Annotated in this window: 18 protein-coding genes; 15 read left to right on the top strand and 3 right to left on the bottom strand. The window is 43.1% G+C overall.

The window, feature by feature from the left end:
• Nucleotides 1–63: 63 nt before the first annotated feature.
• The gene (locus EZV76_RS15660; protein ID WP_136567500.1) at nt 64–1,248 is read left to right on the top strand and encodes a PQQ-dependent sugar dehydrogenase; all 1,185 of its coding nucleotides are present in this window, start codon (nt 64–66) and stop codon (nt 1,246–1,248) included.
• Here the strand turns inward: EZV76_RS15660 and EZV76_RS15655 are convergent, their stop codons facing one another.
• Nucleotides 1,249–1,515 carry a hypothetical protein gene (locus EZV76_RS15655; RefSeq protein WP_136567499.1) on the bottom strand — a complete coding sequence of 89 codons (267 nt, stop codon included), beginning with the start codon at nt 1,513–1,515 and terminating at the stop codon, nt 1,249–1,251.
• A 112-nt stretch (nt 1,516–1,627) separates the two neighbouring features.
• Between EZV76_RS15655 and EZV76_RS17405 the strand changes: the two genes are divergently transcribed.
• The 4 genes from EZV76_RS17405 to EZV76_RS15640 all read left to right on the top strand — a co-directional run bounded on the left by EZV76_RS17405 (nt 1,628) and on the right by EZV76_RS15640 (nt 5,612).
• On the top strand, nt 1,628–1,750 hold the full coding sequence (locus tag EZV76_RS17405) for a hypothetical protein (protein WP_262709770.1): 123 nt from the start codon (nt 1,628–1,630) through the stop codon (nt 1,748–1,750).
• Between the two features lie 391 nt (nt 1,751–2,141).
• Nucleotides 2,142–4,199 (top strand): RNA-directed DNA polymerase, encoded by a 2,058-nt coding sequence (locus tag EZV76_RS15650; RefSeq protein WP_136567498.1) that lies wholly within the window; start codon nt 2,142–2,144, stop codon nt 4,197–4,199.
• A 1-nt stretch (nt 4,200) separates the two neighbouring features.
• Nucleotides 4,201–5,229: a hypothetical protein gene (locus tag EZV76_RS15645; RefSeq protein WP_236640941.1), complete on the top strand. Its 1,029-nt coding sequence runs from the start codon at nt 4,201–4,203 to the stop codon at nt 5,227–5,229.
• Nucleotides 5,230–5,234: 5 nt separating this feature from the next.
• Entirely contained in the window at nt 5,235–5,612 is a 378-nt protein-coding gene (locus tag EZV76_RS15640; protein ID WP_136567496.1) for a hypothetical protein, read from the top strand.
• 6 nt (nt 5,613–5,618) lie between these two features.
• On the opposite strand, the gene EZV76_RS15635 is transcribed toward EZV76_RS15640, so the two are convergent.
• The gene (locus EZV76_RS15635) at nt 5,619–6,239 is read right to left on the bottom strand and encodes a JAB domain-containing protein (protein ID WP_136567495.1); all 621 of its coding nucleotides are present in this window, start codon (nt 6,237–6,239) and stop codon (nt 5,619–5,621) included.
• Between the two features lie 168 nt (nt 6,240–6,407).
• Here EZV76_RS15635 and EZV76_RS15630 point away from each other — a divergent pair, with 168 nt between their 5' ends.
• The 9 genes from EZV76_RS15630 to EZV76_RS15590 all read left to right on the top strand — a co-directional run bounded on the left by EZV76_RS15630 (nt 6,408) and on the right by EZV76_RS15590 (nt 15,292).
• On the top strand, nt 6,408–8,498 hold the full coding sequence (locus tag EZV76_RS15630; RefSeq protein WP_136567494.1) for a lipocalin-like domain-containing protein: 2,091 nt from the start codon (nt 6,408–6,410) through the stop codon (nt 8,496–8,498).
• Between the two features lie 54 nt (nt 8,499–8,552).
• Nucleotides 8,553–10,640 (top strand): adenylate/guanylate cyclase domain-containing protein, encoded by a 2,088-nt coding sequence (locus EZV76_RS15625; RefSeq protein WP_136567493.1) that lies wholly within the window; start codon nt 8,553–8,555, stop codon nt 10,638–10,640.
• A gap of 148 nt (nt 10,641–10,788) precedes the next feature.
• Nucleotides 10,789–11,520 carry a cysteine hydrolase family protein gene (locus EZV76_RS15620; RefSeq protein ID WP_129652429.1) on the top strand — a complete coding sequence of 244 codons (732 nt, stop codon included), beginning with the start codon at nt 10,789–10,791 and terminating at the stop codon, nt 11,518–11,520.
• A 349-nt stretch (nt 11,521–11,869) separates the two neighbouring features.
• Nucleotides 11,870–12,415 carry a carboxymuconolactone decarboxylase family protein gene (locus tag EZV76_RS15615; protein ID WP_136567492.1) on the top strand — a complete coding sequence of 182 codons (546 nt, stop codon included), beginning with the start codon at nt 11,870–11,872 and terminating at the stop codon, nt 12,413–12,415.
• Between the two features lie 28 nt (nt 12,416–12,443).
• Nucleotides 12,444–12,911, top strand: coding sequence for a YHS domain-containing (seleno)protein (locus EZV76_RS15610; RefSeq protein ID WP_136567491.1), 468 nt, complete (start codon nt 12,444–12,446; stop codon nt 12,909–12,911).
• A gap of 60 nt (nt 12,912–12,971) precedes the next feature.
• Nucleotides 12,972–13,388 (top strand): nuclear transport factor 2 family protein, encoded by a 417-nt coding sequence (locus EZV76_RS15605; RefSeq protein WP_136567490.1) that lies wholly within the window; start codon nt 12,972–12,974, stop codon nt 13,386–13,388.
• A 96-nt stretch (nt 13,389–13,484) separates the two neighbouring features.
• On the top strand, nt 13,485–13,673 hold the full coding sequence (locus tag EZV76_RS15600) for a DUF1348 family protein (RefSeq protein ID WP_136567489.1): 189 nt from the start codon (nt 13,485–13,487) through the stop codon (nt 13,671–13,673).
• Between the two features lie 135 nt (nt 13,674–13,808).
• Nucleotides 13,809–14,690 (top strand): helix-turn-helix domain-containing protein, encoded by an 882-nt coding sequence (locus EZV76_RS15595; protein ID WP_136567488.1) that lies wholly within the window; start codon nt 13,809–13,811, stop codon nt 14,688–14,690.
• 20 nt (nt 14,691–14,710) lie between these two features.
• Nucleotides 14,711–15,292 (top strand): YdeI/OmpD-associated family protein, encoded by a 582-nt coding sequence (locus EZV76_RS15590; protein ID WP_136567487.1) that lies wholly within the window; start codon nt 14,711–14,713, stop codon nt 15,290–15,292.
• Nucleotides 15,293–15,304: 12 nt separating this feature from the next.
• Here the strand turns inward: EZV76_RS15590 and EZV76_RS15585 are convergent, their stop codons facing one another.
• The gene (locus tag EZV76_RS15585) at nt 15,305–16,555 is read right to left on the bottom strand and encodes a hypothetical protein (protein ID WP_136567486.1); all 1,251 of its coding nucleotides are present in this window, start codon (nt 16,553–16,555) and stop codon (nt 15,305–15,307) included.
• 129 nt (nt 16,556–16,684) lie between these two features.
• Between EZV76_RS15585 and EZV76_RS15580 the strand changes: the two genes are divergently transcribed.
• The gene (locus EZV76_RS15580) at nt 16,685–17,785 is read left to right on the top strand and encodes a hypothetical protein (protein WP_136567485.1); all 1,101 of its coding nucleotides are present in this window, start codon (nt 16,685–16,687) and stop codon (nt 17,783–17,785) included.
• The last annotated feature ends 9 nt before the right edge of the window (nt 17,786–17,794 follow it).

Raw genomic sequence — 17,794 nt, 5'->3', positions numbered from 1 at the left:
AATCCATAATTACATCTTTTTGTCATAGTTTTATGCAAGAAACCAAAAGCATAAAAAAACGTGATGAAATTTTCCCGAACACACTATAAATCAATTTTGGTATTGGCCGCTTCCGTGCTGGTTTTTTCCTGCAATCCAAAAAAGAAAGAAGCCAATGATCAAGCCCAGCAAGAAGAACTGCCCGAACCACACCAATCCAATATGCCCTTGGAGCTGCTTAACCTTCCCGAAGGGTTTAGCATAAACACATATGCCGAGAACATTGACGGCGCCCGGTCCATGGCCATGGGGGACAAGGGAACCCTTTTTGTGGGAACCCGAAACGAAAACAAGGTGTACGCCCTGCAAGATGCGGACGGTGACCTATGGGCAGAAAAGGTCTTTGAGATCGCTTCCGATCTGGAACAGCCCAATGGTGTTGCCTTCAGGGATGGGTCTTTGTATGTAGCCGCCGTGAGCAAGCTCCTGCGTTACGACAATATAGAGGACAACCTTGCCAATCCGCCAGAGCCCGTGGTCATCTATGACGATTATCCCACGGAGTTCCATCACGGGTGGAAGTATATTGCCTTTGGCCCCGATGGAAAACTGTACGTACCGGTTGGCGCTCCCTGTAATATTTGTGAGCGTAGCAGCGAGGACGAACGTTATGCCACCATTACCCGTATGGCCCCAGATGGCACAGACCGTGAAATCTACGCCAAAGGCGTGCGAAACACCGTTGGCTTTGCCTGGCATCCCGAAACCGGGGAGTTGTGGTTTACCGACAATAACCGTGACCTTATGGGGGATGACCTTCCTCCGGGGGAACTTAACCGAGTCACTGAGGCGGGACAACATTTTGGTTATCCGTACTGCCATGCCGGAACGGTAAAAGATCCCGAGTTTGGCGATCAGCGCCCTTGTTCAGATTTTGTTGCACCGGCGCAGGCCATGGGTCCCCACGTGGCACCCTTGGGCATCAAGTTTAACACAGGCTCCATGTTCCCGGACGAATACAAGGGGCATGCCTTTGTGGCCGAACATGGTTCGTGGAACCGTTCCTCCAAGGTAGGGTACAGGCTTACCTTGGTGAAATTGGAAAACAGCAAGGCCGTGAGTTACGAACCTTTTATAGATGGTTGGTTGGACGAGGAAAAACAGGAAGCCTTTGGCCGTCCCGTGGACCTTTTATTCATGAAAGATGGTTCCCTGTTGATTTCTGACGATTTTGGCGATGCCATCTACAGGGTTACCTATAAAAAGTGATCATGGGGTAAGGTCCTCCATTTTCCAAGTACTGGGAGGGTTTCCCTCACTGGCCACTTCCAAGAACACGTAGGAAGTTTTTCCATACTTTCCTTTGGAAAGAATCCGTTCAATGGAGTAGGTCCATTTGCCGTGGACAAAGACCAGCTCTATCTTGTCGTTGCGCAAGCTGTTTTTGTACTGCCCGTTTCTAATGACCAGACAGGGCGGTTCCAAGGCGGTTTTGGGTCTTCGCCAGCAACGGTATTGAATGTCGCCGTGGGACATTTGGGTTATGGCGATGGTAAATTGTAGATTTTGGCATAGGATAAGGGTCCGTTGGGGTCTCGGGTAATTTGGGGGAATGGCTATGGCAGTTATTTTTGGTTGATTTGGACTAATGGAACGCAATCCATTAAAAGGTATTGTCCCTGACCCGGTTTCTTTTTCCCCAGAACGCTCCATGAAGGAACCCGATGGTGTACAGGATAACACCTATACAGACAAGCACAACAATTTGTAGGGCATTTATAGTTTCTAAAGTAGTCATTTTCTTATTTTTTGGGCAAGCTAGAAAATAGCAGGGTAAAGCGCACTTGCAATTGACGGATACCCTGTTTGACTTGATGTATGCCTCATTTGGGTTGACGGATGCCTTGGGTAGGGTTCAGGGGTACCATTAAGGTTTTGGGTTTTAAAAGTATAGGGACGTAAAAGAGGAATAAGGGAAGGCCGAAGGGTCTTCCTTTTTTTATTGCCTAAAAGCAAAAACGTATAACTAATTAAATTTTAGTGACTTTACTGTTTTCCGTAAAGGATTACTTGTTAAATATTTTTGTAAATTTAATTTCCCCTCAAAAGTTTTAAAGGTCTCAAAAGCCACTTTTTGAATTGAATCCTAATCAAGAAAATTAATGAATGACCTTCCAAAAATTATCTCAGAAGAGAGATTTTTAAATGCTTTCAAGATTTGTAAAGATTATTGTGAATCATCGGAAAATATTTTGGATATAAATTTTAGGCTAATTGAGTCTCACTTGGTTCAATTAACAGAGAAACAAGTAAGTTCATTTTATAATTTATATGTTAAAACCGAGCTTATCTATGGATTACCTGAGCTTCATTCATGTGATTTGGTTACTGTTCCAAAAAAATCTACAGGTGTTAGAGAATATAGATTTTTCAGCACTTTTTCAATGATTCTTTATAATGCAATTGGTTTAACATTTGTTGATTCGTGCAATGATGTAGTAAGCGGATTGAATTTTAATAGAAAAAATGTTTTTCCCTTTTATCCTACAAAATTTCAATTAAGGGAAAGTTCAAAAGATGAATCTGATAAGTGGTTTGTTAAGAATAATTATAAGACTGAATTTAAAAAATATCAACAAACACTAAATAAGGTGGTAAGCAGTAATTCTGCAGTACTACAACTAGATTTAACTCAATATTTTGAATCTATAATTCACGAAAAATTGATTCAGCTTATTTACAAGTATTCTAATAAATCGACTCTTACCAAAAACAAGTTGGATGAAGAGTCACCATCTGGATTAGAATTTTACTTTGAATGTTTGATGTGTAGAAGGTTCTCAATTCCTCAAGGGAGAAAGAATTTCGTAAGCGACTACTTAGGGTATCTTTATTTAGTTCCTTTTGATATGGAAGTTGAAAGGTTGTGTTCAGGATTTGATTTGAAATTCAAAGGAATGATAAGGTATGTTGATGATATAACATTAGTCTTTGAAAAAGATTCCAATTTGAATTCTGTTGAAGCATATAGACAACTTTTGGAGATAGAATCCAAAGTCATTAACTGGTTTTTACATGTTTTGGGACTATCCATAAATCCATCTAAAACGTCAAGAAAAATAATATTGTCTCAAAAAGATAAGGAAGCATTCATTGAAGAAAACAAAAAATCGACATCGGGAATTGAATTGCTAGATGATGATGAAAAAGAAAAGACTGAAAATGGAGGAGAAGATTTAGAAGCACCTGTAAAAAAGGGCATCAAAGATTATTTTAATGATTTTGTATCTGTTATCGAAAAGTTTAAGTTTCCACAAAATGGAGAGTTTAACTTGAATATTTCAAAAAATGACCGTGAAATTTTGAAACTTATCTATGACAAAAAGGGATTTCAAAACTTCTTGTTGAAAAGAGATAACTTAAGAATATTGAAACGGACCTTGAGAATGATAGAAGTGGAGTTAACTGTTGACCATATTAACATGTTAATAGTTCTATTTTTTTTAAAAAATAAAAAAGGAAATTTGGCTTTTGAGACTTTTTTTGATTCGTTTTTAAAGAATAAGTTAAAGTTTGATGACAAAAGACATGTACACATTATTCATATTTTGATGGCACAAAATGGCTATAAATCAAAATATATTAATAAGCAAATAAAAAACTCACATGATATTCTATTGAACGACAATTATGGGAAGTATTTGATGGTTCTATCAAAAAACTACAAACCAGTTGCAGAGTATGATGTGTTAAATGAGCCAAAATGTTATTTGGAGAGAATATGCCATGAACATTTCAAAAAACCTCCATATCAATCAAACTATCTTTTCTGTGTTAAAACTGATTATCAAAAGATAATTCAAAGGTGGATAAAAACAACTTCGATGAATAAGGCAGCTAGTGACCAATTAAAGAATTTTGTACTTTATCGAAGACAGAAAAAATGGGATTTAGCATTTAATCATTTGCACAACTTATTTCATGAGACCTGCAAAGGGTTATTGCATTTAGATGATAAGGCAACAGTTAAGGAAATTATCAAAAGTTCAAAAATTGAACTAGACGATGAATTAATTATTAACAAGTTTTATAATCGAAGAAATTTTAATCTTATATCACATCCTAGTCAAAAAAATGTGCCAGCTGAAAAAGTAAACAAAAAGGATTTAATTTATTTCGAGAATAAAATACTTAGTCTTCTATTAAAATTAATGGATTAGCATGATAAAATTAAATCAGCAAAGCAAAACGATTGATTTAAAAGAAATATCAATCACAAATTCTATCATTTTCAACTTTTTTGATAAAGTTCCAACCAATGATAGAGATGAGACTCTCTTAAGGGCATTGTACATTGGAGTATTAGCTCTTATGGAAGATCGTATTTCTGCATTTCTTTCTAAAACAAGCAATGAACTTGGGACAGAATTGGAAAGCTTGAAAATACTATTTGATTTAAAACAAGAACTTTTTTATAAGACTGCTGTAAAAGGCTCATTGGCGGAAGAAGATATAGTAGAATTTCTAAATAATCATTTCAAGGATAAGAAAATTCTTGATACCGCCCACCTTACTGGAAATGAGACAGGAAATCTTCCAAGAAATAAAACAGGTGACATCATTTGTAGAATTAACGGCGACTCAGATTTAAAAATAGCCATTGAATGCAAGTTTGACAAAAGCATTAAGTTAGGAAATATTGAAAGTAAGGATGTTTTTACCCGAAAATACGATACAGCTTGGAGCCAATTGATAGAGTCGGATGCTAACCGAGCTTCAAAGGTGAGTATTATAGTTTTCGATATCTCTATTGTGGACAATAGTATTCTTAAAATAGTTGAGAATGTTGGCTTTATCCAGTCCATAGGATTTGTGGCTATCATTGACTCCCAAAAAGGGGATTATTCCAATCTGGCTATTGCTTACATGCTTGCCAGGGACATTGCCATCAACGCAAAAAATGTTGATTTAGATAAAGATGTTTTAGCAATAATTGTAAATCGAATTATTAAAGACATCAATGAGATAACCAATATCAAAAGATTAGTTGAGGGTAATATCGAGAACAACAAAGCAATTTTGAAACAATTGGAGAAGAGTATTTTGCTAATGGAGTTTAACCAAGACTATCTTTCCAAGTTCTTAAACGACGGCACTTTGACCAAAAAAGATTTGCTCGATTTTTATATGGGAGAAGGTGTAAAGGACAAGTATAAACCTATAGAGAAAGAAATTAATGAACTAATCTGATCAAAATGAAATATGAAGTTGAAATAAAAGACGAAGAAGAGTTTTTGTCAAAAATTGAAGACCTTAAATTGGTATATGATTCCGGTATAGACGATATAATTTTCATGAAGGTGGTCCAAAATCTTCATAATGGATTAGCTAGATTTGGTGACCGGAACGAATTTGATTTGAAAGGATGGGTTGTATTCTTCAATAAGTATCATATAAAAATAACAGTAAAGCAATTAGAGCATGTGTTCAAATATTTGCTTAAATATTATCCTTCAGTATTGTCAAATCCAAAGGGTGATATATTTAAACAGCTGATGCCAAAAAATATAAAGAACGATGAATTAGGTTCTTTTCTTTTTGAAAAGATAGCATTAAAGGGTATGGCCACATAGCATTATTCACAACCCCCCAATAACCTTCATACTCAACCCCGTTAGTTCTTTAATGGTGGCATCATCGTAGCCTTTGGCTTTCATATTTCTAGCAACTTCCTTTAACCCTTCTTTTTTCGCCCGCTTGCGTTCCGTTTCCAGTTTAAACTCCTCCAGTTCTTGGCGCTCGGGGCTGGTGATCTCAAACAGGCCGCTTTCGCTCAGTTTGTCCATAAGCCCTAGGTCCTTAAAGCTTACATAGCCCTCCTCGGTAATGATCAGGTGGTCCAGCACCTCGATCTGTAGCAGTTGGCCCGCTTTTAGCATATGGTCGGTAAAGATCAGGTCGGGGTCGGTCACCTCCAGCGCCCCACTGGGGTGGTTGTGCACCATCACCAGCTTGTTGGCCAGTTTGTAGATCGCCATTCTAAAGACATCGGGCGGTTCGGCGGTAATGCGGTTCACCGCACCCAAGCTGATCAGCTCCACGAACATGATCTTGTTGATGTTGTTGAGCCCCACCACCCAAAAATGTTCCTGGTTGCGGCGGATCTTGTTCTCGCGCAGCAATACCTGCTGCATAATGCTGTAAATGTCCCTGGCGTTGAGCACTTTGATCTTTTGTTCCTTGGTGAGCCGTACGTTCATGCTAAGTAAGTTAGAGATAGGTTTGGGTTGTGGAAATTTAGCGCAACCCCGTGAAAAAAGCAAATGGCCGGTAATCGCCTTTTGGGGTGTCTGGTCTAAATTCGGTCTTTTTGTTGGCTTTTTTCGTGCAAAAATGGTTTCTTTAGAACAGTATTGTAACCTCATACCATGACCCATACCAAGATCTTCAGATACCTGCTGTGCGCCCTTTTATGTTCAACCATTGGCTGCTCCAAGGACGAGGACGGCCCCGGCGACCCCTCTAACCCCGATAATTTTTACAAAGGAGCCGTTACCAGTGCCACTGGTGATGATCTTTTGGGCTATTGGGCCATTTTTGAGGCCGAGTACGAGGGTACAAGGGTCCCTGTGCCCGTTAACTACGCCAACTGTGGCCGCGATTTTTTTGTGTACCGGGACAATGGGGCCTATCAGGAGTACCTGTACACCAATTCGGGCTGTGAAACCATTAGCAACCAACTACAATGGGAGCTGGACAAAGGAGTGCTTACCATGAGGACACTTTCGGGCAGTACCGATGATTTGGTCATCATTAAGCTTTCGGCCACTGAATTTCAGTTTAAGGCACGTGTGGATATTGATGATGATGGAGAGTTGGATGTGGTGGTGCTCATTGCCAAGCGCTATACCCCTGATGAAAAGGATTTTTATACCCAATCCTTTCAGCAGGACTATGAGGCTAGGGAGAACAACCTAATTGGTTTTAGGTGGGAGGCCTATGATGGGTTCAACACGTTTGATAAATATGAAATTTACCGCAGCAGCGGTGAAAATTGCTCCAAGTCCAACGCCGAACTGATTGCTACCATTACAGATGGGGCTGTAACAGAGTTTACGGATGTTGCCCCGCCTCCAGTAAGTGGACTTTGCTATTACATAAAGATTTACACCGATCAAGGATTATTGGGTGAAAGTGGTCTCCGGACGTTGTCCACACAGTTTATAGGAATTGACCCGGTGGCGGTACACGAGCCTACGGTTTCTGGAAATAGTATAGGATTGAGCTGGGAGGCGTCTACGTCCCCCTATTTTTCACATTACGAAGTTCTACTTTCAAACCAAAGTAGCTTTTATGATGAGCTACAGGTCGTTGCTGTTATAGATGACAAGGATTTAACTACCTATACGGATGATGAGCCACCTTATATGGAGAATCCGTTTTATGCTGTCCGTGCATACAATATCTTTGGGGGTTATAGTCGGTTGCACACCAGTGAAGCCACTTCCTTTTGGGAAGTCCCTTTTAAAAGGGATGAGATCCTTCCCTTTTTTGAAATTTATTCTTATGCATTGGATACTGCGGAACCGACCCTATATTTCTATGGAAGTATAATAGAGAATGGAGTTGCCCAAATACGTCTTCTGCGATACAATTATGATACACAAGAAACAGAATCGGTTGCCGATTTTGTCCCAAGTATATCCGGTAATATTCCAATACAGGTGGTTTCGGGGCCCAATGGTAAGGAGGTGGTCTTGTCACAGGGAGGTAAACTACATTTTTATGATGCCTTGACCATGGAATATAAATATGCGGTAGTCCCAGAAGGAATTGCCTACTATGGTGGTTTTGGCTATAACAGCTTTCGGGATGTCTGGGTTCTTATGGACAGTAATCAAGTATATACCATGCAGCGGGACAATGCTACTCTATTTCTAATTGATCAGACACCGCATTATGATTCAAGACCGGGATTGTCAGGCTATCAAATTATTGAATTGAAAAATGGACAGGTTTTGATGGGGCATTCACAGGCAACCACTAGCTTCTTATATACTCTTGATGATACGGGCAACATACAGGAAAGTCAATCGGTAAACATTCAATTCAGATGGAGGTCCGTCAGCGAGTACTTACTTTACAATTCTACGGCGGATATTTTGTTGGATACGGCCCAGAACAGGTTCTATTCCAGCGTCACTTTTCAATACCTGAATTCCTTTGGGCAGCCCAACTTCCCTTCAGGAATAAGTACGGATGGCACAAAGGTTTTTGGGACCAACAATGATCCCGATTGGCTCATAGAGCCTGGGAGCCTTCATAAAAAAGAAGTTGTGGTCTATGATAGGAACACCTCCTCCATGCTCAAGGTTGAAACCATGGGTTACCCCCATGTGGTCTTTGAAAATCATAGTGGGGAGATCATCAGTATTTCAAGTGGATTCAAAAAAGACAACCTATACGAAAACGTCCATAACAAGTCCGATTTCTTTGTTGAAAAGGTAATGGTCCCTTGAGCACCACTATATGGCGCCTTTTCCCTATTTTAGGGTCCAGATACAAAAGGGTCCATGGGCATGCACCGTAAATTGAACGCCATAATGTTTACCGATGTGCAGGGGTACACCGCCATTATGCACGAAGATGAGCAACGGGCCCTCGCCCTGCGCTGCCGCCACCGGGAGCTGTTCAATGCCCTTACCCAACAGTACAGGGGCACCGTGGTGCAGTACTTTGGCGATGGCACCCTCTCCGTTTTTGACAGTACCGTAGATGCCGTGGAATGTGCCCTGGCCCTGCAAAAGGCATTTCGGCAAGACCCCGTGATTCCCGTGCGCATTGGCATCCATGTGGGCGATATTGTACTTTCCGAGGACGACATCATGGGCGATGCCGTGAACGTGGCCTCCCGGATAGAATCGGTGGCCGTACCGGGCAGCGTTTTCTTTTCCGGACAGGTGAACGACCACCTGCGCAGCCAAAAAAATCTAGAGACCCGTTTTCTTGATATCTTCCATTTTAAGAATGTGGAGGAACCCGTACCCGTTTTCGCTCTGGTACACGACCAGCTTGTGGTCCCGGACCGAAAGGCCTATGTGAAGACCAATTCCCATGCGCATTTCAAAAATGGCCGAAACCGCCTCTCCACCAACCGGAAAATCCTGCAGTGGGGTGGCTTGGTGCTGCTATTGTGCGTTTTGGTAGGACTTTACATCACCTTTGCCAAAAACGGGGAATCGCCCAGCCCGAACGGGGATGCCCTTCGGAGCATTGCCGTGCTGCCGGTGCAGAACCTTACCGGGATTTCGGAAAACAACATGTGGTGCGAAACCATCACCGATGACCTTATTGCGCAATTGTCCGATAGGGCGGGGATGGTAAAGGTGGTGCCCAAATCCTTGATCCAAGATTATCTGGATCAGGGCGAACCGTTGCAAAAAATGGCCACCGCCCTGAATGTGGGCTATATTTTGGAGGGTGCGCTGCACCATTCGGACAGCCTCTACAATCTGGACCTTCGCTTGGCCGATGCCTTGGAGCGCATGTACCTCTGGTCCGAACGCTACGATCATGTTTCTAGTGCCAACATACCAAAAATACTCCAATCCCAAGCCAGTGGGGCCATTGCCGCGGAACTTGACGCCCATTTGAACAGCACCAATGTGGCAAGTTTGCCCAGACCCGCCGATAACAAGGATGCCTACGAACTGCTGGAACGGGCCAATGCCCTTACCGATAAGATGGACAAGGAATCCATGTATCAGGCCATGCCGCTCTACCAGAGGGTGATCCAATTGGAGCCCAACCTTTCGGACGGCTACATGGGAATGGCACGGATCTATACCATTGGGGGACTCATTTGGGGTGTTTTTCGGCAAGATGAATCCGCGACCAGGTCCAAGGAATATCTGGAAAAATCCATGGCGCTGAAACCCACTTTGGAGGCTTCGCAGTACAAGCTCGTTACCAAGTTTTTCTTTGAGTTTGATTTTGAATATTCTGAAGAGCATCTTTCCTTGGTGGCCATTTTGCCACCCTTTCCGGATGGGGCATTTTATGCCGTGTACAATAACATTTTAGGTCGATTTGACGAGGGCATCCGCTATGCCGAAAACTATATTGAGCGCTTCCCCGAAGCGGGCAATGGCTTTGCCCAGATGATACGGGCCTATTTTCTTTCCGATCAGTGGGACAAAGCAGATAGTTTGATGAACCGCTACGATGCGAAGTTTCGACACGATCAATTTTACGTGAGGGATGTGGCCATGGTGCACCTGAACATGGGCAATATGGAATCTTTCATGGAGATGAACAACATCCTAAAGACCAATTTTTTGGACAACGCCGCCGTACACCTTTACTACGATGCCATTGAAATGCATTACAAAGGCGAAGACCCCAAGAAAATAGAGGAAAAGCTAAAGCTTTTACAAGAGCAGTATGATATGGGCATGGCCGGTTCTCCCGCTTGGTTTTTGGCCATGTACCATTTTTATATCAAGGACGATGTCACGGGCTTCCAGTGGTTGCAGAAATCGTTCGATCGCAAGGACGTGGAGATTTTATGGTTGAAAACCGAATACCAGTTGCAACGGTTCAAAAAGGCCAAGGACCCAAGGTATACCAAGCTCTACGATCAAATGCATTGGCCGGAATAGACCCTTTCCACACCGTTCTATACCCTTCAAAACATACCCAAACGAAAATTGTCCATTCAGTGGCGTGGATCGTCCATTTTTTACGGTGTTGAGTTGCGTCAACTTTGTACCATCAAAATTTAGTATAACAATTTTAAGTACAAACACCATGAAAAATGTATTCACAACACTAGTAGTTTTTACTACAACCATTACAGGGCTTTTTGCCCAATTACCAGAACCCGGTTTCATTATAGACGAACATACCGCCATAGTGATCACCGACCCACAGAACGATTTCCTTAGCCCCGATGGCGTGGCCTGGGGTGCCGTGGGACAGAGCGTACAGGAGAACAACACCATTGAGAACCTGGAAACGATTTTTAAGTTGGGCGAAGAGCACAACATTCCCGTATTTGTTTCTCCCCACTACTACTACAAACACGATCACGTGTGGAAGTTTGAAGGGGTCTTGGAGAAACTCATGCACAACATTACCATGTTCGATCGTGGAGACCAATTGAACGTAGAGGGTTTTGAAGGTTCCGGCGCCGACTGGTTGCCCCGCTACAAAAAGTACATCAACAAGGATAGGGTAGTGGTGACCAGCCCACACAAGGTTTTTGGGTCAGAATCCAACGACTTGGCCCTGCAACTGCGCAAACAGAAGATAGACAAGGTGATCTTGGCCGGGATGTCCGGTAACCTTTGTGCCGAATCGCACATGAGGGAACTTGTGGAGAACGGTTTTGAGGTTGCCGTGGTGGGTGATGCCACTGCTTCGGCCAAACTCCCCGGACTGGATGGCGACCAAGCTGCCCAGACCAACTACAAAATGATCTCTAGCAAGGTATACACCACTCAAGAATTGGTGGGCGAGCTGAAAATGCACAAGAAATAAACGCTGTGTTTAGTGTGATGGTGAGGTTGGAGTGCAAGGGGCCGGACTTAAGTCTGGCCCTTTGTTTTTGTTATAAAGACCATTTCGGGAAAAATGTCCAAGCACAAGTGAAGTTTGAATGTGTCAGTTCGAGCGCAGTCGAGAACGTAAAGCATGTTGATGATCCATTAGGTTTCGACTGCGCTCAACCTGACAATTAATACGCTTTTTAGACAATATCCCCTTTGTTTTTGGGGCAAATGGGCATTTCGGGAAAAATGTCCAAGCACAAGTGAAGTTTGTCCATTTTATTCCAGAGGTCTGCGCCGCAACTTTGTACCATCAATAATTCATACACAAAAAAAAGATTATGACACGTTTACAAGCATTAGATCCAAAAGAGACCACCGGACGGTCCAAAGAACTTTTTGATGGCATCCAGAGCAAATTGGGCATGGTTCCCAATATGATGCGCACCATGGGAAATTCCCCAGCCGTTTTGGAAGGGTACCTGAACTTTAGCGACGCCCTTGGCAAAGGAAGCCTAGGCGGAAAATTGGGAGAGCTTATCGCCTTGGCGGTAGCGGAATCCAACACCTGTAACTACTGTTTGTCCGCACACTCCTTTATCGGGGAAAAATTGGTGGGCATAGACACTACCACCTTGGAAATGGCCCGCGAAGGAAAGAACAAAGATCCCAAGATCGCCGCTGCACTATTTTTTGCCCAAACCTTGGTGGAAAAGCGCGGTAGGGTAAGCGCCGATGATGTGGCTGCGGTTAAAGCTGCCGGATATACCGATGGTGCCGTGGGAGAGATCGTGGCACATGTGGCCCTGAATGTACTCACCAACTATTTCAACAACACTGCCGACACGGATATCGATTTTCCAGTAGTGGAGGCACAAACTGTTTAATCACGCAATACAAATAAAAACAAGAATCATGAAAACAATTAAAAATGTAATTCTATTGGGATTGGCCCTTGTATGGGGAGTACTTGCCCAAGCACAAATCGACCCCGTAAACAAAGACGGAGTAGCCATTGGTGGATACGATGTGGTATCCTATTTTTCTGGAAAGGCCAAAAAAGGAACCAAGGCACATGCGGCCAAGCACGATGGGGTAACCTATTACTTTGCCAGTAAGGCCAATAAGAATGCCTTTGCCAAATCGCCCAGCAATTATTTGCCCCAGTTTGATGGGTACTGTGCATGGGGTGTTGGCGCTAAGGAAGCCAAGTTTCCCATAAACCCGGAGACCTATGACATTGTTGATGGAAAACTCTACCTGTTTTACAATGGGGATTTTAACGGAGAGCCTTTCAACGCCTTACCCGATTGGAAAGATCGTACCGCCGAATTGAAAAAAGCGGCACATGCCAACTGGCCTAAGGTCAAAAACAGTAAGTGATGCAAAGGGGCAGGTCAAAATTTATTTACCTGCCCTTTTTTTGAACAAACCACAATGAAAATGATCATAGAACAAAAATATCCGTTGCCTCCCTTTACCGAGGAAACGGCCCAAGAAAAAGTACAGTTGGCAGAAGATGCCTGGAACAGCCAAGACCCGGAAAAAGTGGCCAAGGCCTACACGGTGGATACTGAATGGCGCAATCGCTCACAATTTATAAACGGTCGGAAGGAAGTAATTGCCTTTTTAAGCGACAAATGGAAAAAGGAGAAAAATTACAAACTGAAAAAGGAGCTTTGGGCTTTTAGCGACAACCGTATTGCGGTGCGGTTTGAGTACGAGTACCAGAATGACCAAGGACAATGGTTCAGGGCGTATGGTAATGAAAACTGGGAATTTAACGAGCATGGATTAATGCAGAGACGTTATGCCAGCATCAACGATTTACCCATAGCCGCCAATGAACGAAGACTGTAATTAATATAGTGCATGGTCACTTTTAGTTGTCATCTTGGGCGCAGTCGAGACCTCATTTAAGCAGTTGAGACTGAAGACTTCTCGACTGCGCTCGAAGTGACATATTCAATTTGTAGAACTAAAAATAGACATCTACAACTTGAATACGAATACCCAAATGCCGAAGGAGCGTGGTTTCGTGCTAATGGAAATGAGAACTGGGAGTTCAATGAACATGGATTGATGCAGAGACGTTATGTCAGCATCAACGACCTGCAGATAACCGAAACCGAACGACGCTTATAGTCAATCAAGGTTTGTCAGGTCGAGCGCAGTCGAGACCTCATTTAAGCAGTTAAGACTGAAGACTTCTCGACAGTTCCTTCGACTGCGCTCAGGATGACAGCTCGAAGTGACATACTCAATTTATAAACTCAAAAAATGGACATCTACAACACCAACACACTCATTAACGAACAGACAGGGAACCTTGCTTTTAAACTATCCAGCTTTGAGGACGATTGCCAGTTCTGTTCGCTAAACCGATTCAATTACTATTCCTTGATCTGGATAAAAGAGGGGAGCGGCACTGCCCAAATAGATTTTGCGGAGTTCGATTTTACGGCAGGAACCCTGTTTGCCCTGGCACCCTATCAACCTTTTGTCCTTAATGAAAAGGAAAAATTGGAGGGTGTGGTGTTGAATTTCCATCCTGATTTTTTCTGCATCCATAAGCATCATGAGCAAGTTGCGTGCAATGGGGTGCTCTTCAATAATATTTACAGTCCGCCTTATTTTTGTGTGGATGATGGCACCCGAAGGGAGTTTGAAATGATCCTTTCGCAAATGAAATCCGAAGTACAGAAAGCAGATTTGGCCCAATACGAGCTATTGGTTTCCTACTTGAAGATATTCTTGATTACGGCTTCGCGGGCCAAGGCCAAGCAACAGCCGGAATCGTTACAAGATACCCCCGATGAAAAGGAACCCTTTATCCTTCAAAAATTGAAGGACCTTATCGAGACCCACTTCAAGAGCATACACTCGGCGGGAGAGTACGCAGATATGCTGAACATAAGCCCAAAGGCGTTGGCCAAGATCACCAAGAACCACTTTAACAAGACCATGACCAACCTCATTTCGGAACGCATTGTCATTGAAGCCAAGCGGGAACTGTACCTCACCGATAAATCCGTCAAGGAAATTGCCTTTGATCTAGGGTATGATGACGAGCACTATTTTAGTCGGTTTTTTAAGAACAATGCCGATATATCCCCAAAAATGTATAGAGATACCGTAGGTTTTGCAAGAGCCATGGCCTAAGATTTGGTATATTGCGCAGCATGAATCCAAAAGTCGATTTCTTTTTTGAGAAAGATACCCCATGGCAATCAGCGTACAAGCAATTACGGAAAATTATCTTGGATTGTGGATTGATTGAAGAACTGAAGTGGGGCGTTCCATGCTACACCCATAACGGCAAGAACGTGGTGTTGATCCACGGGTTTAAGGACTATAGTGCACTGTTGTTCCACAAAGGTGTACTATTGAAGGACACCGAAGGAATTCTTGTCCAACAAACCGAGAACGTACAATCCGCACGGCAAATTCGGTTTACGAGAGAAGCACAGATCCAAGAAATGGAATCTACCCTAAAAACCTATCTGTACGAAGCCGTAGAAGTGGAAAAAGCTGGCTTACAGGTAAAGCTAAAAAAAACATCGGAGTTTGACATGCCCGAAGAGCTTCAAACCAAACTGGACACGGATACCGAATTCAAAACTGCTTTTGAAGCCCTCACCCCAGGGCGCCAACGGGGATATATGCTCTATTTTTCCCAACCCAAACAATCCAAGACCCGCATATCCCGGATTGAAAAAAGCTTTCCAAAAATCTTGGACGGCAAGGGGTATAATGAGCGGTAGTACTAAAAAAGGTCAATTAAAATCCTCATCAATAATCACTTTGTCCGTGACTAGGTCCTGCAAATGGACTTTGGCTACTTCACCCGCTCCTAAAAACTGGAATCGCATTCCAGCAATATCTCCCATGGATTCGTTGTAGCTTCCAGAAAAAATGGGTTGGTCCTCGAGGAAAACAGTCAACTGCTTTTCCTGTACCTCAAGGGTAACGTTCCTAAATTCGGACAGATCCATACCAAGGCTGGACAGGTCGTGCTTCTTGCCACTGAGGTACACATCGCTCATCATCACCCCAATTTCAGAAACACAACCAGGAATGGATGTACTCACAATCATACTGCTCTTGGTACCCAAAATGATGATTTGGGTTTTCTGGCAGACGGCCCATTTTTCGCGATAGTTGTTTTTTAAACGGATGGTGAGCCTAAAATTGTCCCCGGAAACGGTGCCAAAATCATCCACCAAATGGAAGGTTGATGAAATGGGTTGTTCACTGGTCTTTATCTCTTCCAATAGGGAAGGTGGAAAGGCCAATTTACCTTGGAGTATGTCAGTTCCATCCACGTATTTTGGTATAGGCTCATAATCCACCGTGCCCAACCATCCTTCGGACTTGATGAATAGGTCGTGCTGCTTAATGGCTTTGCCATCCACCACCAACTTAGCCCTAAAATAGCCGGGGTAATAGTATTGTCCGGTAGCTTGTTTCTGTCCCATTTCCAAAGTAATGGTCTTGGTGGGATCCCAAAATTGCTGAATATAGATACTGTCGGATTGAATGGAATCGATATCCAAATCAAAGACCACGGAGTTGGGAAGGCCTTTGGCGAGAGGCCTGCTGTTGAAGTATACACTGGAGGTGTTCATTTCTGTATCGGGTTGGGAGCCTTTTAAAGAATAGAAAGAGATAAAAACCACGGCCATTACCGAAGCGGCCAGCATGATAATGCCCAGATTGGAATTCACCTTACTCAGCACTGAGATCTTTTTGGTGTCCTTGTTCTTGTTCTTGAAATCCCTCCAATTTTCAAAACCCGCAAACTGGGCCAAGGTGTTCAATGTAGTGATACTCGGGGCGCTTTTGTAGTTCACTTTGCCCCAAACACGCTTCAGGGTGGTTGGGCTCAATAGGACTTGGGTCTTATACTGGATTTTCTCGCTCAGTTCAGAAAAAACATCGTTGTGCCAATGTTCGGAAGGCCCCCAACCAAGGCTTTCTTCAATTTGGGACAAACATTTTTTTACCAATGGGTACTCAGGATACATATGCGAACATTCTTCTATTGCAAATGTTGGAAAAAATCCGATACATGAACCGTAATGAATCAACTTGCACGAGATTGTTTCCGCAAAAACAAAGGAATACGGGACCTTTCGGCCATAAATCAATTCATCATGAAAAAAGCGAGCATTATCATCATAGCCCTTTTGGGTGGTTTTTTGGGGAAAGCCCAAGACATTATTCCTTTGGATACCATCAATTGGAACTTTGAAGCGGAGTCCTATATTTTGGAAGAGTTTAAGGGCAAAAAGTCCATTTACCTGCAAGGCGGTTCCATCATCCTAAAAGATGGCGATTTTTTGAACGGCACCATTGAGTACGACATCTATTTAAAGGAAGTACAGGCGTTTCCGGGGGTCTATTTTAGGATGAACGGCAATGATGCCGAACACTTTTATATTCGTCCGCACCAAGCGGGTAATCCAGATGCCAACCAAGCGATTCCCTTGACCAAAGGGATTTCCCCGTGGCAGTTGTACTATGGTGAAAAGTATGCCTTTCCCTATGAATACAAATACGATGATTGGACCCATGTGAAATTGGTGGTCCATGACGATAAGGCCCAAGTTTTTCTGGACTATTCGGAGGAACCGAACCTTTCTTGGCAATTGTTCCATGAACCTGTGGAGGGCGGCATCTCGTTGAATGGCGGAAATGCCCAAGGCATGCATTTGGCCAACATCCGAATTGATAAGACCAAGCACGAACTCAAGAATTTTAAACCCTTGGACCGCAAGCCCATTGAAGGATTGATTCCCCAATGGCAGCTCTCTGATAAGTTTGAGGAACAACTTTTGGATGATCATTCCAAAATCCCACAAATCATTACCGACAGGACTTGGGGTGAAACCGTTGTGGTAGAAGAAGGTACGGCCGCCAATATTTCCCGAAAAGTGGAACGCTTTGATGATACTCCAGGCAACACCGTATTTGCCAAAATTGAACTGGATGCAACATCGGACATGACCAAACTCTTTGAGTTTGGTTACAGCGATAGGGCAGTGGTCATCCTTAACGGCAAACCCATTTATAAGGGCAACAATAGATACCGTTCCCGGGATTATCGCTATTTGGGCACGATTGGTCTCTTCGATGCGGTATATCTCCCCTTGAGAAAAGGAAAGAATACACTTTTACTGGCCGTTTCAGAGGATTTCGGCGGATGGTTGGTCACCGGGAGATTTTTGGACACCAAAGGATTGAAAATACAATAACACATCAAA

The organism is Flagellimonas alvinocaridis (genome assembly GCF_004916895.1).
GTDB classification, from domain to species: Bacteria; Bacteroidota; Bacteroidia; order Flavobacteriales; family Flavobacteriaceae; genus Flagellimonas; species Flagellimonas alvinocaridis.
This window is presented reverse-complemented; position numbering and strand designations above follow the sequence as displayed.